Genomic DNA, 25,178 nt, shown 5'->3' with positions numbered 1-25,178 from the left:
AAGATGACCAAGGACGAAAAATGGTTTAATAAAAAAATGAATCGTCGGGAATTTCTTAAAAAAGCAGGGATTGGAGGCGCAGGCTTAGCGCTTGGTGTCTCCAGTGCATCTGCTTTTTTCGCTAATCAAGCGAAGGAAGATAAGAAATTCGCTGACGGTGAGGAAGAAATCAGCTTCTACGGGAAGCATCAGGCGGGTATCACAACTCCGATGCAGAAGAATATCTATTTTGTTATTCTGGATTTGCATACGACGGATAGGGAGACCATTATGCAGATGTTCAAGGACTGGACAGTTTACAGTGAAAAGTTGGTCAATGGAGAGCTAGTCAAGAAAGATGGCGTCAATGCTCTCTTGCCACCTACGGATACTGGAGAAACGGTCGGCCTCAACCCTTATCGACTGACTTTGACCTTTGGCGTTTCCGCCTCTTTCCTGAAAAAAATGGGCTTGGAGGATAAAAAGCCCAAGGAATTTCGCGATATGCCTCCTTTCCCTAAGGAACAATTAAAAGAGAAATATACTGGCGGTGATATTGTCATTCAAGCTTGCGCGGATGATGAACAGGTGGCTTTTCATGCCGTTCGCAATCTGGTTCGTAAAGCGCGAAATGCTGTTACCATGAAATGGAGTCAGGCTGGTTTTGCTGCCATTGGCGATCGTATGTCTACTCCCCGCAATCTATTTGGTTTTAAAGACGGCACGGCCAATGTCACAAAGGAGAAAGATTTTGACAAGGTAGTTTGGTGTGACAGCAAGGACTGGATGAAGGGTGGCTCTTATATGGCTGTCCGCCGAATCCAGATGTTTCTTGAAACTTGGGATCGGACCAATTTGCAAGAGCAGGAAAATACCTTTGGTCGTTATAAGGAGAGCGGAGCGCCCTTTGGTAAGAAGAATGAATTTGACGAGGTAGACTTGGACTTGCTTCCAGTTGATGCACATGTGCGACTGGCCAAAGAAGTCGACAAGCCCCTCTATCGCCGTTCCTATTCTTATTCAGATGGTATTGATGAAACAACGGGTCAATTTGATACAGGACTCCTTTTTATCTCTTTCCAAAAGGATCCCGACAGCTTTATAAAGGTGCAGACCAATCTTGGGGCACAGGATAAGATGAATGAATATATCACCCATGTGGGCAGTGGCTTGTTTGCTTGCTTCGGCGGTGTCAAAGAAGGAGAATATCTTGGTCAGAAATTATTTGAATAAGATCCTGTTTTTACTTTTGGCGCTCGTACTCCTAGCTCAGCCTGTATCGGCTGAGGATTCTTATAGTAGTCTCTTTATCAAGATTACGGATGCTAGCACCGCCGTTCAAAAAGGCGATCAAGCTAGTGCCAAAGAATTACTGGAAGAAATCCAGACTGAATTTGCGGCTTTAAGCAACCATGACTCAGCTGCAGGGAAAGAAGTCAGCAAGGCATTGACTATCTCAGGCGATGTGACAGAGGACAAGCTGACCAAGGTTTCAGCTGCTCTTTTGGCTTTTGAAAAGGAGCAGAATCCCGTTGATCTTGAGGCGGAAAAAACCAAGCTGGTCAATAAACTAGAATCAAAATTTCAAGCTCTTCAGGCAGCGATTAAGAGCAAGGATCTTGAAAAGATTCGTGAAGCCTATAAAAAAATGAATTCGACTTGGACCGCTAATGAAGGAGTGGTGCGGGATCATAGTTCGGCTCATTATGGCAAAGTGGAGACGGCCATTTCCTTTTTACGGAGTGCCATCGAGACAGAGCCAACGGATTTTGAAGCTATTCAAACTTCCTATGATGACCTGACGGCAGCGATTGATAGCTTTGTCAAGGGAGAGGAAGCGTCTGCTAGCAGTGAGAATCTTACACTGGCAGATGGTATTGGTCTGCTGAAAAAGGCTCTGCTTGCTTTCCAAAAAGGGGACGAAAAGCAGGGCAAGGCTGCCATGAAGGAATTTATCACGATTTGGCCAAGCATTGAGGGAGATGTTAGCACTAAGAATCCTTCCCTCTATACTAAAGTAGAAAGCCAGTCGCCTGTCATCATGGTGAAGGGCAAGGATAAGGACTATCAAGACCAGCTAGAATCCTTGATTAGTGAGCTAGAACAGATTGACACCAGCGGATCTTATACTTTCTTTGATGCCATGCTGATTTTGCTACGTGAGGGCGTTGAGGCTCTCTTGATCGTGATGGCACTTGTCACGACGCTCAAGGCCTCCAAGATGAAAAAAGGTCTCAAATGGGTTTATACTGGTGCTGCCTTGGGCGTACTAGCCAGTGCGACCATTGCTATTTTGCTGCAAACTCTTTTTCCAGCCGTTGCCTCTGGCTCCAATCGTGAAATCATTGAGGGGGCAGTGGGGATTTTTGCGGTTGTTATGATGATTTTGGTCGGCATTTGGCTCCACAGTAAGTCCTCTGTCAAGAAGTGGAATGACTTCATGGAGAACCAGATGCAGGCAGTGACAGCCAGTGGTAGTTTTATTTCCATGTTTGCCCTGAGCTTTCTCGCTGTCTTTCGTGAAGGAGCAGAGACCATCTTGTTCTATGCAGGCATTTTACCACGAATTACTGCTCTAGACTTCTTTTTGGGACTGGGACTTGCTATTTTGGTTTTAGTCTTGCTCGCAATTCTAATGACCAAGGCCAGTAGTCTCATTCGGCCTCATCGGATTTTCTTTGGTCTGACCTGGCTGATTTATGCCTTGGCCTTTAAGATGTTGGGTGTCAGCATTCATGCCCTGCAATTAACAGCCATTTTCCCTAGTCACTTGATTTTTCATCTTCCAACCATTGATTGGCTGGGAATTTATCCGAGCCTAGAAGTGCTTCTAAGTCAAGCCATCTTTCTGGTCGTTGTCCTTTATGTGACCTTTAGAAATCGGCAAAAGGAGCAAGCAGATGCCTAGTAAGGAACAGACCGTTGTTGAGCATTTGACGGAATTTAGATTGCGTTTTATAGCCGTCTTAATCTGGTTCGGTTTGATTTTTCTGGTCAGTCTGCTTTTTGCAGCGGATATTTACAAATGGTTGACCGCTTCCTTTGAGCAGAAGCTGATTGTATTGGGGCCAGACGACATTCTTTGGATTTATATTAGCCTGGCTAGTCTTGTGGCTTTCTCACTGACGCTCCCTTTTATGGTCTATCAGATTTGGGAATTTATCCGACCTGCTCTTAGAAATAGTGAGGCAAAGGCGATTTTTGCTTATATACCAGCTACATTTTTCAGCTTTGTCTTGGGTTTGGCCTTTGGTTTTTACTTTGTCAGCCCCGCTATTTTGCAAGTTTTGCTCTCTCTAGGAGATGGTTTATTTGCCGTCCAGATGACAGCGCAGAACTACCTGTCCTTTCTATTTCACACGACCATTCCGATTGCTTGCTTGTTTGAATTGCCTGTCATTGTGGCCTTTATGACATCAATCGGTTTGCTCAAACCGCAATTTTTGATAAAATATAGACGCTATGCTTATTTCGTTTTATTAGTATTAGCAGTAATCTTGACGCCGGCTGATTTCATCAGTGACTTATCAATGACAGTGCCACTGATTTTACTCTACGAAATCAGTATCTTACTGAGTAAAATGATTGAGAAAAGGAGAACATCATAATGGGAATTTTAAAAGACATTGGATTACCAGGGCTTATCGTTATCGTTCTAGGAGCCTTGCTGATTTTTGGACCAAAACGTCTGCCAGAGCTGGGGCAGTCGATTGGAAAAATGTTTTCAGAGTTTAAAAAGGCAATCGATGGAGGAGCAGAAGATTCTAACTCAGAGAAAGATAAGAAAGATTAGAGAGTGGGACAGAAATCGGTAATTCGTTAGAATTCGATTTCGTCGTCCCACCTCCGCACAGTTGAGTAGGGCTGTAAAAGCTGATGAAATCAGCGTAGTAGAGCCCACTCAACTACTGCGTCTTGCTGACTATCCAAAGACAATTGAGAGGCTAGGACTTTGTCCCAGTCTCTTCTTAATTTCCGAACATTATTATCTAATCCAGCTAAAATATTTTACAGAACCTGTACCTTGTGATATACTTTTTCTGGAAACGTCTGGATAGATGTAGCGATGCTGAACAGCATAGGTAGGTCATTTTTTAGTATTGATAAGGAGTGTTCCATGCTCAATGATTTTCAGGTTTTTGACTATGAAGATATTCAACTAATTCCAGCGAAATGTATTGTAAAAAGCCGTTCGGAGGCTGATACCAGTGTGAAATTCGGTAAACATAGGTTTCGGATGCCAGTCGTTCCGTCCAATATGCAGACAATTATTGATGAATCTGTCGCTGAAGAGCTTGCTCGAGGAGGCTATTTTTACATTATGCACCGTTTCGATGAAGCAGGTCGCAAACCATTCGTCAAACGAATGCACGAGAAAGGTCTGATTGCATCGATCTCAGTCGGTGTGAAAGACTATGAGTATGACTTCGTTAGCAGCCTCAAAGATGATGCACCTGAATACATTACCATCGATATTGCACATGGACACTCAGACAGTGTGATTCAAATGATCCAACACATCAAGAAAGAATTACCAGAGACCTTTGTCATTGCTGGAAATGTCGGAACTCCAGAAGCTGTGCGGGAGCTGGAAAATGCTGGTGCGGATGCAACTAAAGTCGGTATTGGCCCAGGCAAGGTTTGCATTACCAAAGTCAAGACAGGTTTTGGTACGGGCGGCTGGCAGTTGTCTGCGCTTCGTTGGTGTTCAAAGGTCGCCCGCAAGCCTATTATTGCGGACGGAGGAATTCGGACACACGGGGATATTGCCAAATCGATCCGCTTTGGAGCCAGCATGGTCATGATTGGTTCGCTCTTTGCTGGCCACATTGAAAGCCCGGGTGAAACCATTGAAGTAGATGGTGATAAGTTTAAAGAATACTATGGTTCTGCCTCCGAGTATCAAAAAGGTGCTTATAAAAATGTCGAAGGCAAGAAGATTTTGCTGCCGGCTAAGGGCCACTTGCAAGACACGCTGACCGAAATGGAGCAGGATTTGCAGAGCTCGATTTCCTATGCTGGAGGTCGCGATTTGCATAGCCTGACCCGCGTGGACTATGTCATCGTCAAAAACTCCATCTGGAATGGCGATGCCCATTAATTAAATAGAATAACTTATTTATCTTGCTAATGATTGGGGCAAGGTCTCTACAAGATGCCAAACATCTAACAATAAGTGAGCCTAATGACTTTTTGGTACTTTCAGTGTCAGGTTATTTGTCATTAAAAGAAAGGACTTGCTTATCGTGACAGGTCCTTTAATCGTTGAAGAAAGATATGTTAAGAGGAGATACATGAAAACATTAGAAGAAAGAATTTTGAGGGATGGCAACGTTTTAGGAGAAAATATTCTCAAAGTTGACTCTTTCCTGACTCATCAGGTCGATTTTTCGCTTATGAAAGAAATCGGGCAAGTATTTGCTGAGCATTTCAGAAGTGCAGGTATTACAAAAGTTGTGACGATTGAGGCTTCAGGGATTGTACCGGCTGTCTACACGGCAGAAGCTTTGGGTGTTCCAATGATTTTTGCTAAAAAGTCTAAGAACATCACCATGACTGAAGGGATTTTAACGGCGGAAGTATATTCCTTTACCAAGCAGGTCACTTCGACTGTCTCCATCTCGGGCAAGTTTTTGGAGTCAAGTGACAAGGTCCTGGTTGTTGATGATTTCTTGGCAAATGGTCAGGCAGCCAAGGGCCTGATTAAAATCATTGAAGAAGCGGGCGCTGAGGTAGCAGCCGTTGGAATTGTGATTGAGAAATCCTTCCAAGATGGTCGAAGCTTGCTAGAGGCTCAAGGACAAACAGTTCTTTCTTTGGCTCGAATTGACAGATTTGAAAATGGAAAAGTTGTATTTAGAGAGGCAGATCTATAAGATGAATTATAATGAAGAAAAACACTCACAGGCAGCCATTTTAGGTTTGCAGCACTTGTTGGCTATGTATTCGGGCTCTATCTTGGTGCCGATTATGATTGCAGGGGCCTTAGGTTATTCGGCAGAGCAGTTGACCTATCTGATTTCAACAGACATTTTTATGTGTGGTATTGCAACTCTTTTGCAACTCCAATTAAATAAATATTTTGGTATCGGTCTGCCGGTCGTGCTGGGTGTGGCCTTCCAGTCTGTTGCTCCTTTGATTATCATTGGGCAGAGTCACGGTAGTGGTGCTATGTTTGGTGCCTTGATTGCATCAGGGATTTATGTTGTTTTGATCGCTGGGATTTTCTCAAAAATCGCCAATCTGTTTCCTTCAGTTGTGACTGGTTCGGTCATTACGACCATTGGCTTGACCTTGATTCCAGTAGCCATTGGCAATATGGGAAATAACGTAGACAAGCCGACCGCCCAAAGTCTGATGCTAGCAGCTGTGACGGTATTGATAATTCTTTTGATTAACATTTTTACCAAAGGTTTTATCAAATCCATCTCTATTTTAATTGGTTTGATTGTCGGAACGGGCATTGCTGGAGCCATGGGCTTGGTAGATTTAACGCCGGTCGCACAGGCTCCGCTGGTCCATGTGCCAACCCCTTTCTATTTCGGAGCACCAAAGTTTGAATTTTCTTCTATCGTGATGATGTGTATCATTGCAACGGTTTCTCTAGTGGAGTCAACGGGTGTATACTTAGCTCTTTCTGACATTACCAAAGATAAAATTGACAGCACCCGCTTACGAAATGGTTACCGAGCAGAAGGACTTGCGGTGCTGCTGGGTGGTGTCTTCAATACCTTCCCTTACACAGGGTTTTCTCAAAATGTTGGCTTGGTCAAATTATCTGGTATCAAGACGCGGTTGCCGATTTACTATGCGGCTGGTTTCCTGATTCTCCTCGGCCTTTTGCCAAAATTTGGAGCCTTGGCGCAGATTATCCCAAGTCCAGTCCTTGGTGGTGCAATGCTGGTTATGTTTGGTTTTGTGTCTGTTCAGGGGATGCAAATCTTGGCGCGTGTTGACTTTGAGCACAGTGAGCATAATTTCCTCATTGCAGCGATTTCTATCTCAGCAGGTGTCGGACTCAATGGTAGCAGCCTTTTCAACAGCCTACCGACCAGCCTTCAGATGTTCTTCTCAAACGGAATTGTCATGGCCAGTCTGATTGCTATTGTCCTAAACGCTATCCTAAATCGAAAAAATAAATAAGAAAGAGAGTGGGACAGAAATCGGTAATTCGTTAGAATTCGATTTCGTCGTCCCACCTCCGCACAGTTGAGTAGGGCTGTAAAAGCTGATGAAATCAGCGTAGTAGAGCCCACTCAACCACTGCGTCTTGCTCGACAATCCAAAGACAATTGAGAGGCTAGGACTTTTGTCCCAGCCTCTTTTGACTATTCAGCTAGCTTGTAGTATAGTTAAAAAAGAAGATTAAAAAAAGGAATTCGACATGTATCAGACTTATCATTTGAAACAACGCCTAAGCTTGTTTGTCTCAATTTTTCTTCCCATCTTGATTTATCAGCTAGCAAATTTCTCGGCTTCCTTTGTTGACACGACCATGACGGGCCAATACGATACCTTGCATTTGGCTGGAGTGTCCATGGCAACCAGTCTTTGGATTCCATTTTTCGACCTGCTGATAGGGATTGTGTCGGCCTTGGTACCCATAATCGGGCATCATTTAGGACAGGAGAAAAAAGAAAAAATTGCTTCTGATTTTTATCAGTTTATTTATCTTTCTTTGGGGTTATCGATAATTTTATTTGCCTTGGTATTTGTGGGCGCTCCTCTGGTTTTGTCTCACCTTGGCCTAGAGCCTTTAGTAGAAGAAGTAGCTAAGAACTATCTTTGGTATCTGGCGCTCGGCATTATTCCTCTTTTGCTCTTTAGCACCATCCGTTCTCTATTTGATGCTCTAGGGTTGACCAAGCTTTCCATGTATCTCATGCTCTTACTTTTGCCTTTGAATAGCTCTTTTAATTATGCTCTAATCTACGGAGCATTTGGATTTCCAGAAATGGGCGGAGCTGGAGCTGGACTTGGGACTTCTTTGGCTTATTGGGTTTTGCTCCTCATATCCTTGTCAGTAGCTGTCAAACATCCAAAAGTCCGAGTCTATGAGCTATGGAAGATTCGACCGCTAGATAAAAAGGGCTTAATTGAAGGCATTCGACTTGGACTGCCTATCGGAGGAACGTTTTTTGCTGAAGTCGTGATTTTCTCTGTTGTTGGCCTGGTCATGGCTAAGTTTTCGTCACTAATCATTGCCAGCCATCAGGCGGCCATGAATTTTTCAAACTTAATGTATGCCTTTCCAATGAGTATTTCAACCTCTATGTCCATCATCGTTTCTTATGAAATTGGAGCCAATCGACCTGATGATGTTAAGAAATTCTGTAAACTCGGGCGGCTGACGGCCTTGGGAATTGCTGGATTTACCTTTCTCTTTCTCTATATCTTACGCGACCGAGTAGCTGCTCTCTATGGTTCGGATACTGAGTTTATCCGTATGACATCTGTTTTTCTGACCTACAGCCTCTTTTTCCAGTTGGCAGATACTTTTGCGGCTCCTTTGCAGGGCATTCTTCGGGGATACAAGGATACTCAGGTGCCATTTTACTTGGGTTTGATTGCTTATTGGGGAGTTTCGTTGCCCCTAGGACTCTTCTTAGATCATTTTACTAGTTTAGGCCCTTATGGATATTGGATTGGTCTCATTGCTAGTTTGGTGATGAGCGGCATTCTTTTTCAGTGGCGGCTTAATCGTTTGGCTAAAAATATCATAACTTAAAGAGCGCTGGCTTGTCCTTTTAGAATAAGTCAGTGTTATTTTTTCACAAACTTTTATTAAAATTAGATTAAAACGGTAAAACGCTTACATATTTTCTAGTATATTGATTGTGAAAATGATATAATAGTCATAAGATTATCAAGTCAAGTTTTTGTTAAAATAGGTTAATTTTTAAAATATTGTTTACAGTTGTCTTTGGTTTTCAGAAGAAAAGCGAGGGAACTATATGACTGAACGCTATACCCATCTTTTGCAAGAAGTACTAAATGTTGCAAAGGAATTAGCTATTCAAAAACACAATTATCAAGTGGACATTCCGCATGTCTGGACAGTGCTGACCCAGCCTCAGGCTTTTGCCTTGGAATTCTATACCGGTTTGGACCTTGATATTAATGAATTTATCAGCGTCATCAATCAGGAACTAGCCAAGATTCCTGTATTTTCACATACGGACAAGAACCGATTTGGACGTCAGTATAGCCAGCGTCTCAAGAATCTTTTGGATGATGCGGAGGCTGAGAGGGCGGAACTGAGGGACGAGGTAGTAACAGTAGAACACCTGATTCTCAGTCTATTTCATCAGCAGCGAAATCCGATAACTGTCTTTTTGAAGCAGGCAGGGATTGATAAGGAGCTGGTTGCGAAAAAGTTGAATAAGGTTCGCCAAGGCAAACGAGCTGTCTCTTCCAGTCAGGAGAGTCGCTATCAAGCCCTGAGCAAATATGCAACTAACTTTAATCAGTGGCTGGCTGACCAGACCGATAGACAGGTAATTGGTCGAAAAGACGAAATTGGCGATATTATCCGTGTGCTGTGTAGGAAAGAGAAAAGCAATGCCATTCTCCTAGGCTTTCCAGGCGTTGGAAAATCCAAAGTGATAGAGGGATTTGTTGGAAGATTACTTGCAGATGATGTTCCAGAACATTTATTGGGAAAGGAAGTTTTTAAGTTAAATCTAGGCGGACTGATTGCCGGGACTAAATACAGAGGAGAGTTTGAAGAGCGCTTCAAGGCTGTTTTGGATGAGGTGCTGGCTGCTAAGGGGAAGATTATTCTTTATATTGAGGATATCCACCAAATCGTGACAGCAGGTCGGACAGAGGGCTCTCTTGATGCAGGCAATCTTTTAAAGCCGCTCTTGGCTCAAGGACAGATTAATATCATCGGCACAACGACTTTTGCTGCCTATCGAGAGAGCTTCGAGCTAGATCAAGCTTTGGAGGGGCGTTTCCAGCGGATTCGCATTGAGGAGCCTGATCAAGATAAGGCATTGACAATTCTGCAAGGACTGCGGCAGAATTACCAGGACTTTCACGGAGTTTCCCTGACGGATGAAGCTCTGCAGGCAGCGATTAGTCTTTCAATTCGTTATCTGTCAGATCGTTATTTACCTGATAAGGCACTGGACTTGATTGATGAGGCTTGTGCTGTCAAGAAAATCCAGCTAGCTCAAGCGGGAACTAATCAGCCAGACGTCAGTCGTGAGGATATAGCCAGTATCGTAGAGCGCATAACGGGAATCAAAGTGCAGGGAATCATGGACAATGAGCGCGAACACCTGTTAAATCTAGACAAGCTCCTGCGCCAGAGAATTGTAGGGCAAGACCAAGCTGTTCAAAAGGTTTCGGAGGCCATTTTACGCTCGAGAGCAGGAATTCAAAATCCAAAGCGTCCTATTGGTTCGTTTCTCTTTCTGGGGCCGACTGGAGTCGGAAAGACTGCTCTGGCAAAAGCCCTTGCTGAGCGGCTGTTTGGCAATGAGCTGGAAATGGTTCGACTGGATATGTCTGAATACATGGAAAAACATGCCGTGGCTCGTTTAGTTGGTCCGCCACCAGGCTACGTAGGATTTGAAGAGGGAGGACAGCTGACAGAAGCTGTTCGTAGGAGGCTTTATTCGATTGTCTTGCTGGATGAAATTGAGAAAGCCCATCCGGATGTATTCAACACTCTGCTGCAAGTCTTGGACGAAGGACGGTTGACAGACTCTAAAGGGCGTACTATTGATTTTAAAAATACTATTTTGATTATGACAAGCAATATTGGCTCCCAGCAGATTTTGGAAATTCTCAAAAATGAACAGGGACTGACTGCTGAAACGCAGGAAGAAGTTCTGTCCCTTCTGCAACATAGCTTTAGACCAGAGTTTTTAAATCGGATTGACGAGACGGTTATTTTCAACCCTTTGAGGGCAGAAGATATGATTAATATCGTAAAAATTATGGTTCAGCAACTTCAGGAAAGGTTGAAACATCAGAAGATTCAGCTTCATCTGAGCGAAGAAGTTTATGCTTTTTTAGCCCAGAAAGGTTACCAACCAGAGTTTGGTGCTCGTCCTATTCAAAGAAGCATTATGCGCTATCTCGAAACGCCTTTGGCTCGTTATTTGGTAGAAAATAAGGAAACAACTGAAATGACAGTTCAAGTCAGTTTGAAGGATAGGCAACTGGATTTTAATTATTTGGTATAAGTCTCTTCTGAAAAAGTAAGCGCTTACTTTTCGTAGACAAAGAAAAATACAGAAAGGAGGTTCATAGTTTCTGAGCAGACTCTATCCTGAGATTTTGAAATGAGTCTTAGAAATACGAAAAATAATGAGATACTTTTTGTATCTATAGCCGACAGCAATCATTTTGATTGTTTGAGCACCCTTTGCGTTTTATGAAAGGAGGCCTGTTTTGTCTGTTTATGATGTTTTGATTATCGGTGCTGGACCGGGCGGTTATGTGGCTGCTGAAGAAGCTGCTCGTTTGGGCAAGAAAGTGGCTGTGGTAGAAAAGAAGTCTATCGGCGGAACCTGCCTGAATGTGGGATGTATACCGTCTAAGGCCTATCTCCAGCACGGTCATTGGTTGCTGACAATGGAGGAAGCTAGGCGTTATGGAATTGAGAGCAAGCTTGAAAGGATTGATTTTGAGAAATTGGTAGACCGAAAGAATCAGGTTGTTGCCAGTTTGCAATCTGGAATTCATGCTAGCTTTAAGTCTTTAGGTATTGAGTACATAGAAGGTCAGGCCAAGTTTGTCAAAGACCGAACTTTCTCCGTCAATGGTAAAGAAATCAGTGGCAAAGATGTGATTTTGGCAACTGGCAGTTATCCTTTTGTGCCTCCTATCAAGGGATTGGAACAGGTTGATTATCTAACGACGGATACGTTTTTTGACTTGAGGGATCTTCCTGAGAAGTTGGTCATTATCGGAGGTGGCGTTATCGCAATTGAGCTAGCTTTCGCTATGGCTCCTCTGGGTGTTGAGGTCACTGTTATCGAGGTTGCGCCGGAAATTCTTTTGACTGAAGAAGGAGATGCGCGACATGTGATTCAAAAGAAACTAAAGAAAATGGGGGTGATGATTTACCAAGGAGCGCAGATAAAGGAAGTAACTGCTAATTCTGTCCTACTTGAGAACGAGCAGGTTGCTTTCGACCATCTTTTAATCGCTACTGGCCGCAAACCAAACCTAGAGCTAGCGCAGGATATGGGTTTAGCCTTGACAGAACGGAATTTTGTCAAGGTAGATCAATACTACGAAACATCCAAAGAGCATATTTATGCTATCGGTGATCTCTTGGAATCTTATATGCTGGCTCACGTAGCTAGTGCAGAAGGGATAAAGGCTGTAAAAGCTATCTGCCGGAGAGCTGAAGAAGCAGTTGATCCGCTGAGTGTTCCCCGTTCACTCTACACCAATCCTGAAGTAGCTTCTTTTGGTCTCAGCAAGGAAGAGGCTGAGCAGGCCGGCTATGATGTTCTGGTCGAGAAGCTACCTTTCTCTTATAATGGGCGGGCTATCGCAATAGGTGAGACGGAGGGCTATGTCAAGCTAATCTCAGAAAAGCAATACCATCTTCTGCTAGGTGCAGTCATCGTCGGTCCGAACGGTACAGATCTTTTGCAGAATTTGATTTTGCTGAGGCAGGCTGAAGCAACGCTGGATCAAGTTCTTGAAACAGTTTTTGCTCATCCTACCACATCAGAACTAATACAAGAGGTCGCTAAAAGACTCGTTCAGGACGATTAATGAGGAGGTAAAAATATGTCAAATTATAAAGATTTACCACAACAATTGAGCAAAACAAGAAACCAAAGTGCTGTATCGGAGCTAGTCGATTTAAAGGTCCATGATGCTACCGAAGTTGAGGTTGAGCAGATTTCCAAAGAAAAAGCCAAGACCATGTATAAAACCATGTGGGATATCCGTAATTTTGAGGAAAATACCCGGCGTTTCTTTGCTGCAGGACAGATTCCTGGTTTTGTTCACCTTTATGCTGGAGAGGAAGCGATTGCTACTGGCGTCTGTGCCAATCTGACAGACAAGGACTATATTACCAGTACTCACCGGGGACACGGTCACTGTGTTGCTAAGGGCGGTGATTTAAAGGGAATGATGGCAGAAATTTTTGGCAAGGAGACTGGGCTTGGAAAAGGAAAAGGAGGATCTATGCACATCGCCGATTTGGACAAGGGAATTCTCGGTGCCAATGGTATGGTTGGTGGAGGCTTTGGTCTAGCTACCGGTGCTGCTATGCGAAACAAGTACTTGAAAACCGATAGTGTGGCTGTCTGCTTCTTTGGTGATGGTGCAGCCAATGAAGGGAATTTCCATGAATGTCTCAACATGGCAGCAATTTGGAAACTGCCGGTTATCTTTGTCAATGAAAACAACCTCTTTGCAGAATCAACACCGCAATGGTATTCTTCAGCATCTGGCACCATTGCTGAAAGAGCAGCTGCTTATAATATGCCTGGCATCCGAGTTAATGGTAAGGATTTATTCGCTGTCTACCAAGTAGCCAAGGAAGCTGTAGAGCGGGCTCGTAGAGGTGCAGGACCTACCTTAATTGAAGCTGTAACATATCGCGATCATGGTCACTTTGAAGGGGATGAGCAGAAGTATAAGGCTTTGGAAGGTGAAGAAAAAGACTGGGCTAATGTGGATGCTCTAGATGTCTTCCGTGACTACGCTATCGAGCACGGCCTCTTGACCGAAGAGGAACTTGATACCATCTTAGAAGAGTCTCGAAAGGATGTGGAAGAAGCTATCAAATTTGCTCAAGACAGTCCGATTCCTCGTTCCGAGTCTCTGCTGGAAGATGTATTTGCTGATTGATAGAAGGAGGTTGATCAAATGGCTAGACAACTGTTATTTATGAAAGCAATCAATGAAGCGCTGGATCAGGCAATGGCAAAAGATGACACCGTAATCCTTCTGGGAGAAGATATTGCTGGCGGTGTAACAATCAAGCACTTGGAAGAAGAAAACGAAGATGCTTGGGGCGGTGTAATGGGTGTGACCAAGGGACTCATGCCAAAATACGGCCGAGAGCGGGTGATTGATACTCCGATTTCTGAGCATGGATACGTGTCAGCTTCTGTTGGAATGGCTCTGACTGGCTTGCGGCCAGTACCGGAGCTGATGTTCAATGACTTTATCGGTTTCTGCTTTGACGCCATTCTGGGGCAAGGCTCAAAAATGCGCTATATGTTTGGCGGTAAGGCCAAGGTTCCGATGACAATGCGGACCATGCATGGGGCAGGAGCTTCGGCTGCAGCTCAACACTCGGGTTCATATTACGGTCTCTTTGGATCTATTCCTGGTATAAAGGTAGTTGTTCCAGCAACTCCGTATGATGCTAAAGGGTTACTGCTGGCTTCCATTGAAGACGACAATATCGTGATTTATTCAGAAGATAAGACTCTCTATGGTATCAAGGGAGAGGTACCAGAAGAATATTATACAGTTCCAATTGGAAAGGCTACTGTCCGCCGTGAAGGAACAGACCTCACTATCGTTACTATCGGTAAAATGCTTTATGTTGCTTACGAGGTAGCGGATCGCTTGGAAAAAGATGGTATTTCGGTTGAAGTGATTGACTTGAGAACGGTAGCCCCTTGGGATGAGGAGACTGTCTTTGAATCAGTCAAGAAAACTGGACGGCTGATTATCGTTGATGAATCCAACCCTCATAATAACACAGCGACAGATATTGCAGCAGCAGTGACAGACAAATGCTTTGACTATCTGGACGGCCCAGTGAAATGCGTCTGCGCGCCAAATGTGCCAGTACCATTTGCAGTGAATTTGGAACAGCTCTATATCCCTAATGCTGATAAGGTTTTGACTGTTGCTGCAGAATTGATTGACGATCTGAAGAGATAGAAGGGAGGCAAGTATGGCTACAGAAATTGTAATGCCTAAGCTAGGCTTAACAATGACCGAAGGTCTGATAAATAACTGGCTGGTCAAGGAAGGCGACACCGTAGCTGCTGGTCAGCCTGTCTTGGAAATCAGTTCTGAAAAATTGACCAGCGATGTAGAGGCGCCAAGCGCAGGAGTGATTTTAAAAATTATCAGTCAGGCGGGCGATACTGTCCCGTGCAAGAAAGTAATTGCATGGATTGGTGAAGCGGGAGAATCTATTCCAGGAATGGAGACGGAAGAAGTCTCTGCGAATAAATCAGAAAGTGATAAGGGAGCAGTTGATTCAAAGCCAGAGCTAGCTGAAAAAACTGTGGCAGCAAGTTCCAACACTGTTGGAAAAAGTGAACAGGGACGTATTTTTATCACTCCGCTGGCCCGAAAGATTGCTAAGGAAAAAGGATATGATATTTCCATGATTTCAGGAACGGGAGGCAAGGGCCGCATTACCCGACGGGATGTGGAAAACTATAAACCAGAGGCGCTTCCAAACCAAACACCTGAAAATAGCTCTGCGATCCTTCAGCCGGCTAGTCAGGCTGACTACGGCGCAGGATTGACAGGCATTCGCAAGACTATTGCGGAGCGGATGATGACCAGTCTCCAGACATCGGCTCAGGTGACCTTGCACCGTAAGGTGTATATCAGCAAGCTGATGACCTTTAGACAGGATATGAAAGATAAGGTGGCTTCTCCGCTAGAAAATGGCGAAATCAGCATCACGACTCTGCTGACAAAGGCAGTTGCCAAGGCGTTGAAAGATCACCCTCAGCTCAACGCTTGGTATTTCAATGGTCAGTATCAGGAAGTAGAAGATATTCATATCGGTATTGCGACTGCGCTTAGTGATGGTCTGGTGGTGCCAGTCATTCGTCACGTGGATAAGCTAACGCTGGCTGACTTAGGCTTAGCTATCAAAACAGAGGCCAACCAAGCTCGTAAAGGCACTTTAGATCCAGCTCTTTACTCAGGTTCAACCTTCAGTATTACCAATCTCGGGGGAGCAGGGATTGAGTATTTCACTCCTATCCTAAATACTCCAGAAGTGGCGATTTTAGGAGTTGGTGCCCTGCAAACGGCGCTGGCTCTTGACAGCCAAGGACAGGTCTATGAGCAGAAATTCCTGCCGCTCAGCCTGACTTTTGACCATCAAGTCGTAGATGGTCAGCCTGCAGCGGAGTTTCTAGCCAGTTTAGCGGACAAGTTGGAATCTCCTTACGACTTGGTTTTCTGATAAAAGAATGAATGAAGAATTTCATTCCTGAATGATAAAGAAAAAGGCCAGCAGTTTGTATCCCTATACACTGCCGGCTTTTCTTTTTTATTTTTCCCTCATTTCACCTTGAGGGAAGTAAGTGCCTTCTGGCATGTCGTTGATGATGACATGAACAGCAGACTGAGGTGCGCCAGTATTTCTGACAACGGCTTCTGTGACTTCTTTAGCCAAGGCCTTCTTTTGTTCCAAGCTACGACCTTCAAATAAATCAATTCTGACAAATGGCATATGATTTCTCCTTTTCTTTTGCTAATCTTATTTTATCATAAATTAGGTTTTAAAGAGTTGTGAATTGTGGTAAAATAATAGGAAGTATGGTCGGTCTTTCCAGCAGAGTTTATGGACAGCGCTGAAAGTCTTAGAAAGACAATACTTAGAGAGAATGTAAGAATAAATGGCTCAGTTATATTATAAATATGGCACAATGAATTCGGGCAAGACGATTGAAATTTTGAAAGTGGCCCACAACTACGAGGAGCAGGGGAAAAGCGTGGTCATCATGACCTCGGCTGTCGATACACGTGATGGCTTTGGCGTTGTTTCCAGCCGCATCGGCATGAAGCGAGCTGCAATGGCAATCGAGGACCAGACAGATATTTTTGGCTATATTCAAAGCTTGCCTGAAAAGCCTTACTGCGTTTTGATTGATGAGGCCCAGTTTTTGAAACGCCATCATGTCTATGATTTGGCTAGAGTGGTGGATGAGTTAGATGTTCCAGTCATGGCTTTTGGTCTGAAAAATGACTTTCGCAATGAACTCTTTGAAGGTTCCAAGCACCTCTTGCTTCTGGCTGATAAGATTGACGAAATCAAGACCATTTGCCAATATTGCTCTAAAAAGGCAACCATGGTTTTGCGGACGGATAACGGGAAACCTGTCTATGATGGCGAACAGATCAAAATCGGTGGTCATGAGACCTATATTTCTGTATGCCGCAAGCATTATTTCAATCCACCCATTAAGTAGAATGAATTAGAAAATCAAGGAGATAGATTACAAAGATGAATATTTATGACCAGTTACAGGCAGTGGAAGACCGCTATGAAGAGCTTGGAGAATTGCTCAGTGACCCGGATGTGGTATCAGATACCAAGCGTTTCATGGAATTATCAAAGGAAGAAGCAAGTAGCCGTGATACGGTAACAGCCTACCGCGAATACAAGCAAGTTCTTCAAAACATTATTGACGCTGAAGAGATGATTAAGGAGTCTGGTGACGATGCCGACTTGGAAGAAATGGCCAAGCAAGAACTCAAAGATGCCAAAGCTGAAAAAGAAGCATACGAAGAAAAACTGAAAATTTTGCTTCTTCCAAAGGATCCAAACGATGACAAGAACATCATCCTTGAAATTCGTGGGGCAGCAGGAGGTGATGAGGCAGCACTTTTCGCTGGTGACCTTCTAACTATGTATCAGAAGTACGCTGAAGCTCAAGGCTGGCGCTTTGAAGTCATGGAAGCTTCTATGAACGGTGTCGGTGGTTTCAAAGAAGTGGTTGCCATGGTTTCTGGTCAGTCTGTTTACTCTAAACTCAAGTATGAATCAGGTGCCCACCGTGTGCAACGGGTTCCTGTGACAGAAAGCCAAGGCCGTGTTCATACTTCGACAGCTACCGTTTTAGTCATGCCAGAAATCGAAGAAGTAGAATACGATATTGATCCAAAAGACCTTCGTGTTGACATCTACCACGCATCTGGTGCTGGTGGACAGAACGTCAATAAGGTTGCGACTGCCGTTCGTATCGTTCACTTGCCAACCAATATCAAGGTTGAGATGCAGGAAGAACGTACCCAGCAGAAGAACCGTGAGAAGGCCATGAAAATTATCCGTGCGCGTGTGGCTGACCATTTTGCCCAGATTGCCCAAGATGAGCAAGACGCTGAGCGTAAATCGACAATTGGAACTGGTGACCGTTCAGAGCGAATCCGTACTTATAATTTCCCTCAAAACCGTGTCACAGACCACCGTATCGGCTTGACCCTGCAAAAGCTAGATACCATCTTGTCTGGTAAATTGGACGAAGTTGTAGATGCCTTGGTACTCTATGACCAAACGCAAAAACTAGAAGAGCTGAATAAATAATGACATTAGCTCAATATTTGTCTGAGTTAGAGCAGGAGCTGATAGCAGCGGGAGAAGAAGCGGAAAGCCTGTCTTTCGTTTATCGGGCACTCAATGACCTCTCCTTTACTGACTTTGTTTTCAAGCTTCGGGCAGAGGTCAGTCAGGAAGACCGTGATCAGCTAAAAGCGATTCAAGAGCAACTGCTTGCTCACAAGCCAGCCCAGTATATTATTGGTAGCAGTGATTTTCACGGTTTGACTCTCAAGGTTGATGAGCGGGTATTGATTCCAAGGCCTGAGACGGAGGAGCTAGTGGAGCTGATTTTGTCGGAGAATCCTGAAAAATCCTTGTCAGTCTTGGATATCGGAACGGGGAGCGGAGCCATTGCTCTTGCACTGGCAAACGGCCGTCCAGACTGGCAGATTACTGCTTCTGATCTCTCTCAAGATGCTCTTGCCTTGGCAGCAGAAAACGCTCAGTCCTGTGGCCTCAATCTTACTTTTGTCCAATCTGATTGCTTCGATGGTATCAGTGGGAAATTTGACATCATTGTCTCAAACCCGCCCTATATTTCAGAAGCGGATAAGGACGAAGTCGGTCTCAACGTTCTAGTTTCTGAGCCTCACATGGCCCTCTTCGCGGAGGAGGATGGCTATGCCGTCTATCGGAAAATAGCCGAGCAGGCAGAGGAGCATCTCACAGAAAAAGGAAAGATCTATCTGGAAATTGGTTACAAGCAAGGAGGCGGCGTCAGGGAGTTATTTAAAAACTCCTTCCCGCAAAAGCGAATCCGAGTCTTGCAGGATCAATTTGGCAAAGATAGAATGGTGGCGATGGACAATGGATAAGATAGAAAAGACTCTGGCAGCAGGTGGAGCGGTCGTCCTGCCTACGGAAACGGTGTATGGCCTCTTTGCCCAGGCTTTGAACGAAGAGGCAGTCGAACGAGTCTATGAATTAAAACGAAGACCCCGTGACAAGGCTCTCAATCTCAATGTGGCTAGCTTGGAAGAAGTTTACCGTTTTTCTAAGAACCAGCCCAGTTATCTAGAAAAACTCTATCACGCCTTTCTACCTGGACCACTGACAATTATCCTCCAAGCCACTGACCGAGTGCCTGCTTGGATAAACTCTGGTATGGAAACCGTAGGCTTTCGAATTCCAAAGCATCCAGTTACGCTGGACTTGATTCGGAAGTACGGACCCTTGATAGGTCCATCCGCCAATCTTTCTGGAAAAGCCAGTGGAACTGATTTCCAGCAGATTATGCTGGATTTTCAAGAGCAAGTCTCGGGAGTAGAAGATGATGCTTCCTTGACAGGTCAGGATTCAACCATTCTGGACTTGTCTGGAGAAAAGGCACGTATTTTGCGCCAAGGAGCCGTTACCCGCGAGGATATTCTCGCCCAAGTAAGTGATATAACATTTTAACTTTTAGGAGCCTAGCGCCCTATTTTCTCAAAAGAAGGAGACACCTTATGATTTTTGACCAAGAAGACTACAAAGCATTTGACAAAGAACTCTGGGATGCCATTGCCAGTGAGGAAGAGCGTCAGCAACATAATATCGAGCTGATCGCTTCAGAAAATGTCGTTTCTAAAGCTGTTATGGCTGCTCAAGGTTCTATTTTGACCAATAAATACGCTGAGGGCTACCCAGGTCGTCGCTATTATGGTGGAACAGACGTAGTGGATGTCGTAGAGAGTTTGGCAATTGAGCGCGCTAAGGAAATCTTTGGTGCCAAATTTGCCAATGTACAACCTCACTCAGGCAGTCAGGCCAATTGCGCTGCTTATATGGCTTTGATTGAGCCGGGTGATACAGTGATGGGCATGGATTTGTCTGCTGGTGGTCACTTGACCCATGGTGCTCCAGTAAGCTTCTCTGGCCAAACCTACAATTTTGTGTCCTATAGTGTTGACCCAGAAACAGAATTACTGGACTTTGATGCCATCCTCCAGCAAGCCAAGGAAGTACAGCCTAAACTGATTGTTGCGGGGGCTTCAGCCTACTCTCATATCATTGATTTTTCAAAATTCCGTGAAATCGCTGATGCAGTCGGTGCTAAGCTGATGGTCGATATGGCTCACATCGCTGGCTTGGTTGCTGCAGGTCTCCATCCAAGTCCCGTGCCTTATGCGGACATCACAACTACGACGACCCACAAGACCTTGCGCGGGCCTCGCGGTGGTTTGATTTTGACAAATGATGAAGACTTAGCTAAGAAAATCAATTCAGCTATCTTCCCTGGCATTCAGGGTGGGCCATTAGAGCATGTCATCGCAGCCAAAGCAGTGGCTTTTAAAGAAGTTCTTGATCCAGCTTTCAAGGTTTATGCCCAGCAGATTTTGGACAATGCCCAAGCCATGGCCCAAGTCTTCCGTCAGCATGATAATTTCCGTGTGATTTCTGACGGAACTGAAAATCACCTTTTCTTGGTGGATGTTACTAAGGTTGTAGAAAATGGGAAAGTAGCTCAAAATCTCTTGGATGAGGTTAACATTACGCTCAATAAAAATTCCATCCCTTACGAGACTTTGTCGCCATTTAAAACCAGCGGAATTCGTATCGGTACAGCAGCCATTGCAGCTCGAGGCTTTGGTGTAACAGAAAGTATCAAGGTAGCAGAGCTCATTATCAAGGCTCTGGAAAACGCTGAAAATGAAGCGGTGCTCAATCAAGTGCGAGCGGAAGTTCGCGAACTGACGGATGCTTTTCCGCTCTATGAAGGTTTGAACTAAGATGGACATTTACGTAAAAAAAGCCATCATTCATCAATTCAGCCCAGCTGATACGGACTTGCTGTTGGCGGATAAGTTTCTTAATATCACTCCCAAGATTGAAGAATACCTGCGTAAGAAAATCGAGCGAGTTTATTCTGATGAGGCTAAAACAGGCATTTTCGATCCTGAAAATGTCTTTTTGGCCCAACTTTCGGACGACTTATTGGAAACATCCGTGACGGTGGCCAAGCTTTGGCAGGAAGAGTTTTCGGTCAGTGAGAACCAGAAAACCAACGATTTGATTTTCGTTCAGTTTGAGAAAGAAGGGGTGGAGCACTTTGCTTTTCTGCGGATTGCTCTGCGGGAAACCCTGACTCACTTGGGTGGCGAGGTGGACAATCCTATCAAGCTGACACAGAACAACTTGCCTGGATTTGGTACGGGTGCGGACGAGGCTCTGGTTATCAATCTCAAATCTCGCAAGTACCATCTGATTGAAAAGCGCATCAAGTACAATGGCGCCTTTCTCAACTATTTTTCTGACAATCTCTTGCAGGTTAGTCCTAAGATTTCACCAAAAAAATCCATCAAAACGCTGGAAAAAACGGCTCAAAAGATTGCTGAAAGTTTTAACAAAGACGATTTTCAGTTCCAGTCTAAGGTCAAATCCAGCATTTTCAAAAATCTGGAGGAAAACGAAGAATTATCTCCTGAAAAGCTGGCAGACGAGCTGTTTGACAGCAATCTGACAGCCAGACTTACCTTTATTGACCAAGTTAAGGAAACCGTACCAGAGCCAATCAAGTTTGATGAGATTGACAGCAGTCGCCAGAAAAAGAAGTTTGAAAATCAAAAATTATCCCTCTCTAATGGAATAGAGCTAATCGTTCCCAATAATGTCTATCAGGATGCTGAATCTGTGGAATTTATCCAGAATGACAACGGGACTTACTCTATTCTCATCAAAAATATCGAGGATATACAAAGTAAATAATGTTTAAATTTATCAGAAGATTGATTTTGCTCATCATTCTGGCTGCCATCGCGATAAAAGGCTATCAAGTCCATCGTGATGTTAAGCAGGTTATGACCTATCAAAGCTTGGTTAGAGAAGTGCTAGACGAGCAGGACACAGCGGCTAATGAAGAGCTAGTCCTAGCTATGATCTACACGGAAACCAAGGGAAGAAACAACGACCTCATGCAGTCTAGTGAGAGTGCAACAGGTGAAATCAATTCAATTACAGACAATAAAGAAAGTGTCCGGCAAGGTATTCAGACTTTATCAGACAATCTAGAACTGGCCAGCGAGAAAAAGGTAGATGTTTGGACAGCGGTTCAGGCCTACAATTTTGGTCAGGCCTATATCGACTATGTGGCGCAAAATGGTGGTGAGAATACGCTCGAGCTAGCGAAAAAATACTCAAAAGAAGTAGTTGCTCCGAGTCTTGGTAATGTGACTGGAAAAACCTATTCATACTATAATATACTTTCCATTTTTTACGGGCCCAAGCTTTATATCAATGGTGGAAACTATTATTATTCACGGCAGGTGCGACTAAATATGTACCTTATCCGCTTTATGGGTTGGCTGTAAACAGATGATTTGAGTATAGCTTGCCTTTCTATAGGAATAAGAGGTTGGGATGGATAATCTCAGCTTCTTATTTTTGCAGAAGGACAAATAAGGATTAGGTCTCTCTTTTGTAGTCGTCAGAATAAGAAAATATCTTTCAACTTGAGCTTCGAACTAGAAAAGAAGCTAAAAAAATTTTATTTTTTCTTCTGTAGGACGGGCTTTTTGATATAATAGAAAGTATGAATAAAAAGGAAAAAATTTCAAATTATCAACTGTTACTGGCTCAGCTGGAAGCCTTGCTGGATGGGGAGACCAATGCTTTGGCCAATCTATCCAATGCTAGCGCCCTGCTCAATCAAGCCCTGCCTAATTCTGTTTTTACTGGTTTCTATCTTTTTGATGGGAGCGAGCTGATTTTGGGGCCTTTTCAGGGCGGTGTTTCCTGTGTCCATATTGCGCTAGGCAAGGGTGTCTGTGGTGAATCTGCGGAGAAAAAGCAGACGATTATCGTGGATGATGTGACCCAGCATGCCAACTATATCTCCTGCGATAGCCGGGCTAAGAGCGAAATTGTGGTGCCCATGGTAAAAGACGGTAGCCTGCTGGGGGTGCTGGATTTGGATTCGGCTTTGACGGGTGACTATGATAAGGTAGATCAGGAATATCTGGAAAAGTTCGTCCAGATTTTGCTTGAAAAAACGACTTGGAATTTTGAAATGTTTGGAGAAAAAGCCTAATGTATCAAGCTTTATATCGAAAGTACCGCAGTCAGACCTTTGGTCAGCTTGTGGGTCAGCAAGTAGTAGCCACTACTCTGCGGCAGGCTGTGGAGCAAGGGAAAATCAGCCATGCCTATCTTTTTTCTGGCCCACGCGGAACAGGGAAGACCAGTGTTGCCAAGATTTTTGCCAAGGCTATGAACTGTCCGAATCAAAAGGACGGCGAGCCCTGCAATGACTGTTACATCTGTCAGGCTATCACTGAGGGAAGTCTTGAAGACGTCATCGAAATTGACGCGGCTTCTAATAATGGGGTCGATGAGATTCGTGATATTCGGGACAAGTCCACTTATGCGCCCAGTCTAGCCAAGCACAAGGTCTATATCATTGACGAAGTGCACATGCTCTCAACGGGAGCTTTTAATGCCTTGCTTAAGACCTTGGAAGAACCGACAGAAAATGTGGTTTTTATCCTAGCAACGACAGAGCTGCATAAGATTCCAGCGACCATTCTTTCCCGTGTCCAGCGTTTTGAGTTTAAGTCTATCAAGACGCAGGACATTATTGGTCATATTGAGTGGATTTTGGAGCAGGAAGGCATTGATTTTGAGAAGGAAGGTGTGCAGATTATTGCCCGTCGAGCGGAAGGTGGTATGCGGGATGCCCTGTCGATTCTCGATCAGGCTCTTAGCTTGACTCAGGAAAATCGTTTGACCACAGACATAGCTGAAGAAATCACTGGCTCTATCAGTTTGGGAGCCTTGGATGCCTACGTAGCAGCCTTGATTGCTCATGATGCAGTCACAGCCTTGGATAATCTCAATCTGATTTTTGACAGTGGCAAAAACATGGCCCGTTTTGTGACGGACCTCCTGCAATACCTGCGTGATTTGCTCATTGTCAAAACTGGTGGGGAAAATCATCATGCTAGCGAGCTCTTTCTGGAAAACCTCAAGACACCGCAGGAGACTCTCTTTGCCATGATTGAGATGGCGACCAAGAGTCTAGCAGACATCAAGAATAGCCTGCAACCTAAGATTTATACAGAAATGATGACCATTCGACTGGCCGAGGAAAAAGCCAGCTCAGATCAGATTCCTGACAACTTGGCAGAAGAACTGTCTAATCTCAAGCAGGAAATCCAGCAGCTCAAGCAGCAATTGGCCAATGTCGGCAGTCAGCCAGCTCCAGCAGCTAAGAAATCAGAGGCACGACCTCAGAAGGCTAAGACCTATCGAGTAGACCGCAATAAGGTCAATGCCATCTTGGAAGAAGCGGTGGAAAATCCTGACTTGGCTCGCAGAAATTTGACTAAGCTGCAAAATGCTTGGGGTGAAATCATCGAGAGTCTGGCAGGAGCGGACAAGGCTCTGCTCATTGGTTCGCAGCCAGTTGCAGCCAATGAAAATCATGCTATTTTGGCCTTTGAGTCTCATTTCAATGCTGAGCAAACCATGAAAAGAGAAAATCTCAATACCATGTTTGGGAATCTGCTCAGCAATGCTGCTGGCTTTTCACCAGATATTCTGGCCATTTCCCTAGAGGATTGGACTCAAATTCGGGCAGAATTTTCAGCTAGAAGTCGTAGCAATAAAGCAGAAGTAGCTGAAAAGCAGGAAGAAAGCTGGATACCGGAAGGCTTTGATTTTCTAGCGGAAAAAATCACTGTTCAAGATGATTGAATTTAGATTTTTATGATTTTTCATGCTATAATGGAAGAATGAATAGACGACAATTTATAGTAATGGCGGCTTTTACAGCCCTAGAAACATATTTTTTTAATGAAGCAATCATGTCTGAGAACTATCTGATGGCTATTTTCTGGGCCGTTCTGATTGGTCGCAATCTGCAGATTAGCTATGTCATGGGGCGGATTATGGATGAGATTGATAAGCATTTAAGACACAAATAATG

At 44.2% G+C, this 25,178-nt stretch carries 23 protein-coding genes, 1 pseudogene and 1 riboswitch; of the genes and pseudogenes, 23 read left to right on the top strand and 1 reads right to left on the bottom strand.

What is annotated here, in order from left to right:
• The first annotated feature begins 3 nt into the window (after nucleotides 1-3).
• The 13 genes from efeB to FZ941_RS02050 all read left to right on the top strand — a co-directional run bounded on the left by efeB (nucleotide 4) and on the right by FZ941_RS02050 (nucleotide 16,138).
• Nucleotides 4-1,212, top strand: coding sequence for an iron uptake transporter deferrochelatase/peroxidase subunit (efeB, locus tag FZ941_RS02115; protein ID WP_148886665.1), 1,209 nt, complete (start codon nucleotides 4-6; stop codon nucleotides 1,210-1,212).
• Nucleotides 1,190-2,887, top strand: coding sequence for an FTR1 family protein (locus FZ941_RS02110; protein ID WP_148886664.1), 1,698 nt, complete (start codon nucleotides 1,190-1,192; stop codon nucleotides 2,885-2,887). The genes efeB and FZ941_RS02110 overlap by 23 nt, the downstream gene beginning before the upstream one ends.
• Nucleotides 2,880-3,587, top strand: a complete 708-nt coding sequence (gene tatC / locus FZ941_RS02105) for a twin-arginine translocase subunit TatC (RefSeq protein ID WP_148886663.1) — start codon at nucleotides 2,880-2,882, stop codon at nucleotides 3,585-3,587. The genes FZ941_RS02110 and tatC overlap by 8 nt, the downstream gene beginning before the upstream one ends.
• Nucleotides 3,587-3,772, top strand: a complete 186-nt coding sequence (locus FZ941_RS02100; RefSeq protein ID WP_148886662.1) for a twin-arginine translocase TatA/TatE family subunit — start codon at nucleotides 3,587-3,589, stop codon at nucleotides 3,770-3,772. Before tatC ends, FZ941_RS02100 begins: the two co-directional genes overlap by 1 nt.
• Nucleotides 3,773-4,096: 324 nt before the next feature.
• A complete protein-coding gene (gene guaC, locus FZ941_RS02090; RefSeq protein ID WP_148886661.1) occupies nucleotides 4,097-5,080 on the top strand; it encodes a GMP reductase in 984 nt (327 codons plus the stop codon).
• Nucleotides 5,075-5,172: riboswitch (purine riboswitch) on the top strand. Its footprint overlaps the gene before it by 6 nt.
• 101 nt (nucleotides 5,173-5,273) lie before the next feature.
• The gene (locus FZ941_RS02085; protein WP_148886660.1) at nucleotides 5,274-5,855 is read left to right on the top strand and encodes a xanthine phosphoribosyltransferase; all 582 of its coding nucleotides are present in this window, start codon (nucleotides 5,274-5,276) and stop codon (nucleotides 5,853-5,855) included.
• Nucleotide 5,856: 1 nt separating this feature from the next.
• The gene (locus FZ941_RS02080) at nucleotides 5,857-7,122 is read left to right on the top strand and encodes a nucleobase:cation symporter-2 family protein (RefSeq protein ID WP_148886659.1); all 1,266 of its coding nucleotides are present in this window, start codon (nucleotides 5,857-5,859) and stop codon (nucleotides 7,120-7,122) included.
• A 241-nt stretch (nucleotides 7,123-7,363) separates the two neighbouring features.
• Nucleotides 7,364-8,707, top strand: a complete 1,344-nt coding sequence (locus FZ941_RS02075; RefSeq protein WP_148886658.1) for an MATE family efflux transporter — start codon at nucleotides 7,364-7,366, stop codon at nucleotides 8,705-8,707.
• A 226-nt stretch (nucleotides 8,708-8,933) separates the two neighbouring features.
• Nucleotides 8,934-11,177 (top strand): ATP-dependent Clp protease ATP-binding subunit, encoded by a 2,244-nt coding sequence (locus tag FZ941_RS02070; protein WP_148886657.1) that lies wholly within the window; start codon nucleotides 8,934-8,936, stop codon nucleotides 11,175-11,177.
• 208 nt (nucleotides 11,178-11,385) lie between these two features.
• The gene (gene lpdA, locus FZ941_RS02065; protein WP_148886656.1) at nucleotides 11,386-12,726 is read left to right on the top strand and encodes a dihydrolipoyl dehydrogenase; all 1,341 of its coding nucleotides are present in this window, start codon (nucleotides 11,386-11,388) and stop codon (nucleotides 12,724-12,726) included.
• 15 nt (nucleotides 12,727-12,741) lie between these two features.
• Nucleotides 12,742-13,815 carry a thiamine pyrophosphate-dependent dehydrogenase E1 component subunit alpha gene (locus tag FZ941_RS02060; RefSeq protein ID WP_148886655.1) on the top strand — a complete coding sequence of 358 codons (1,074 nt, stop codon included), beginning with the start codon at nucleotides 12,742-12,744 and terminating at the stop codon, nucleotides 13,813-13,815.
• A gap of 18 nt (nucleotides 13,816-13,833) precedes the next feature.
• Entirely contained in the window at nucleotides 13,834-14,865 is a 1,032-nt protein-coding gene (locus tag FZ941_RS02055) for an alpha-ketoacid dehydrogenase subunit beta (RefSeq protein WP_148886654.1), read from the top strand.
• Between the two features lie 13 nt (nucleotides 14,866-14,878).
• Nucleotides 14,879-16,138 carry a dihydrolipoamide acetyltransferase family protein gene (locus FZ941_RS02050; protein ID WP_148886653.1) on the top strand — a complete coding sequence of 420 codons (1,260 nt, stop codon included), beginning with the start codon at nucleotides 14,879-14,881 and terminating at the stop codon, nucleotides 16,136-16,138.
• An 87-nt stretch (nucleotides 16,139-16,225) separates the two neighbouring features.
• Here FZ941_RS02050 and FZ941_RS02045 read toward each other — a convergent pair.
• Nucleotides 16,226-16,414: pseudogene (locus tag FZ941_RS02045) on the bottom strand (4-oxalocrotonate tautomerase); the annotation flags it as partial.
• Between the two features lie 160 nt (nucleotides 16,415-16,574).
• Between FZ941_RS02045 and FZ941_RS02040 the strand changes: the two are divergent.
• The 10 genes from FZ941_RS02040 (at nucleotide 16,575) to FZ941_RS01995 (ending at nucleotide 25,176) form a co-directional block, all read left to right on the top strand.
• Complete coding sequence (locus tag FZ941_RS02040; protein ID WP_005589825.1) at nucleotides 16,575-17,147, top strand: thymidine kinase; 573 nt, start codon at nucleotides 16,575-16,577, stop codon at nucleotides 17,145-17,147.
• 35 nt (nucleotides 17,148-17,182) lie between these two features.
• Nucleotides 17,183-18,262, top strand: a complete 1,080-nt coding sequence (gene prfA, locus FZ941_RS02035; RefSeq protein WP_148886651.1) for a peptide chain release factor 1 — start codon at nucleotides 17,183-17,185, stop codon at nucleotides 18,260-18,262.
• The gene (gene prmC, locus FZ941_RS02030; protein ID WP_148886650.1) at nucleotides 18,262-19,092 is read left to right on the top strand and encodes a peptide chain release factor N(5)-glutamine methyltransferase; all 831 of its coding nucleotides are present in this window, start codon (nucleotides 18,262-18,264) and stop codon (nucleotides 19,090-19,092) included. The genes prfA and prmC overlap by 1 nt, the downstream gene beginning before the upstream one ends.
• Nucleotides 19,085-19,675 carry an L-threonylcarbamoyladenylate synthase gene (locus FZ941_RS02025; protein WP_148886649.1) on the top strand — a complete coding sequence of 197 codons (591 nt, stop codon included), beginning with the start codon at nucleotides 19,085-19,087 and terminating at the stop codon, nucleotides 19,673-19,675. Before prmC ends, FZ941_RS02025 begins: the two co-directional genes overlap by 8 nt.
• Before the next feature lie 47 nt (nucleotides 19,676-19,722).
• Nucleotides 19,723-20,985 (top strand): serine hydroxymethyltransferase, encoded by a 1,263-nt coding sequence (glyA, locus tag FZ941_RS02020; protein WP_148886648.1) that lies wholly within the window; start codon nucleotides 19,723-19,725, stop codon nucleotides 20,983-20,985.
• A 1-nt stretch (nucleotide 20,986) separates the two neighbouring features.
• Complete coding sequence (locus FZ941_RS02015) at nucleotides 20,987-21,961, top strand: nucleoid-associated protein (RefSeq protein WP_148886647.1); 975 nt, start codon at nucleotides 20,987-20,989, stop codon at nucleotides 21,959-21,961.
• Entirely contained in the window at nucleotides 21,961-22,563 is a 603-nt protein-coding gene (locus tag FZ941_RS02010; protein ID WP_125371729.1) for a lysozyme family protein, read from the top strand. Before FZ941_RS02015 ends, FZ941_RS02010 begins: the two co-directional genes overlap by 1 nt.
• Before the next feature lie 221 nt (nucleotides 22,564-22,784).
• Nucleotides 22,785-23,282, top strand: coding sequence for a GAF domain-containing protein (locus FZ941_RS02005; protein ID WP_148886646.1), 498 nt, complete (start codon nucleotides 22,785-22,787; stop codon nucleotides 23,280-23,282).
• Entirely contained in the window at nucleotides 23,282-24,946 is a 1,665-nt protein-coding gene (gene dnaX / locus FZ941_RS02000) for a DNA polymerase III subunit gamma/tau (RefSeq protein ID WP_148886645.1), read from the top strand. Before FZ941_RS02005 ends, dnaX begins: the two co-directional genes overlap by 1 nt.
• A 38-nt stretch (nucleotides 24,947-24,984) precedes the next feature.
• The gene (locus tag FZ941_RS01995; RefSeq protein ID WP_148886644.1) at nucleotides 24,985-25,176 is read left to right on the top strand and encodes a DUF3272 family protein; all 192 of its coding nucleotides are present in this window, start codon (nucleotides 24,985-24,987) and stop codon (nucleotides 25,174-25,176) included.
• The last annotated feature ends 2 nt before the right edge of the window (nucleotides 25,177-25,178 follow it).

The organism is Streptococcus sp. Marseille-P6264, assembly GCF_902460355.1.
Taxonomy (GTDB): domain Bacteria; phylum Bacillota; class Bacilli; order Lactobacillales; family Streptococcaceae; genus Streptococcus.
This window is presented reverse-complemented; position numbering and strand designations above follow the sequence as displayed.

Coding starts and splice junctions, on each gene's coding strand:
- efeB (WP_148886665.1), top strand. CDS start 4: ATGACCAAGGACGAAAAATGGTTTAATAAAAAAATGAATCGTCGGGAA.
- tatC (WP_148886663.1), top strand. CDS start 2,880: ATGCCTAGTAAGGAACAGACCGTTGTTGAGCATTTGACGGAATTTAGA.
- FZ941_RS02100 (WP_148886662.1), top strand. CDS start 3,587: ATGGGAATTTTAAAAGACATTGGATTACCAGGGCTTATCGTTATCGTT.
- guaC (WP_148886661.1), top strand. CDS start 4,097: ATGCTCAATGATTTTCAGGTTTTTGACTATGAAGATATTCAACTAATT.
- FZ941_RS02085 (WP_148886660.1), top strand. CDS start 5,274: ATGAAAACATTAGAAGAAAGAATTTTGAGGGATGGCAACGTTTTAGGA.
- FZ941_RS02080 (WP_148886659.1), top strand. CDS start 5,857: ATGAATTATAATGAAGAAAAACACTCACAGGCAGCCATTTTAGGTTTG.
- FZ941_RS02075 (WP_148886658.1), top strand. CDS start 7,364: ATGTATCAGACTTATCATTTGAAACAACGCCTAAGCTTGTTTGTCTCA.
- FZ941_RS02070 (WP_148886657.1), top strand. CDS start 8,934: ATGACTGAACGCTATACCCATCTTTTGCAAGAAGTACTAAATGTTGCA.
- FZ941_RS02060 (WP_148886655.1), top strand. CDS start 12,742: ATGTCAAATTATAAAGATTTACCACAACAATTGAGCAAAACAAGAAAC.
- FZ941_RS02055 (WP_148886654.1), top strand. CDS start 13,834: ATGGCTAGACAACTGTTATTTATGAAAGCAATCAATGAAGCGCTGGAT.
- FZ941_RS02050 (WP_148886653.1), top strand. CDS start 14,879: ATGGCTACAGAAATTGTAATGCCTAAGCTAGGCTTAACAATGACCGAA.
- FZ941_RS02040 (WP_005589825.1), top strand. CDS start 16,575: ATGGCTCAGTTATATTATAAATATGGCACAATGAATTCGGGCAAGACG.
- prfA (WP_148886651.1), top strand. CDS start 17,183: ATGAATATTTATGACCAGTTACAGGCAGTGGAAGACCGCTATGAAGAG.
- prmC (WP_148886650.1), top strand. CDS start 18,262: ATGACATTAGCTCAATATTTGTCTGAGTTAGAGCAGGAGCTGATAGCA.
- FZ941_RS02025 (WP_148886649.1), top strand. CDS start 19,085: ATGGATAAGATAGAAAAGACTCTGGCAGCAGGTGGAGCGGTCGTCCTG.
- glyA (WP_148886648.1), top strand. CDS start 19,723: ATGATTTTTGACCAAGAAGACTACAAAGCATTTGACAAAGAACTCTGG.
- FZ941_RS02015 (WP_148886647.1), top strand. CDS start 20,987: ATGGACATTTACGTAAAAAAAGCCATCATTCATCAATTCAGCCCAGCT.
- FZ941_RS02010 (WP_125371729.1), top strand. CDS start 21,961: ATGTTTAAATTTATCAGAAGATTGATTTTGCTCATCATTCTGGCTGCC.
- FZ941_RS02005 (WP_148886646.1), top strand. CDS start 22,785: ATGAATAAAAAGGAAAAAATTTCAAATTATCAACTGTTACTGGCTCAG.
- dnaX (WP_148886645.1), top strand. CDS start 23,282: ATGTATCAAGCTTTATATCGAAAGTACCGCAGTCAGACCTTTGGTCAG.
- FZ941_RS01995 (WP_148886644.1), top strand. CDS start 24,985: ATGAATAGACGACAATTTATAGTAATGGCGGCTTTTACAGCCCTAGAA.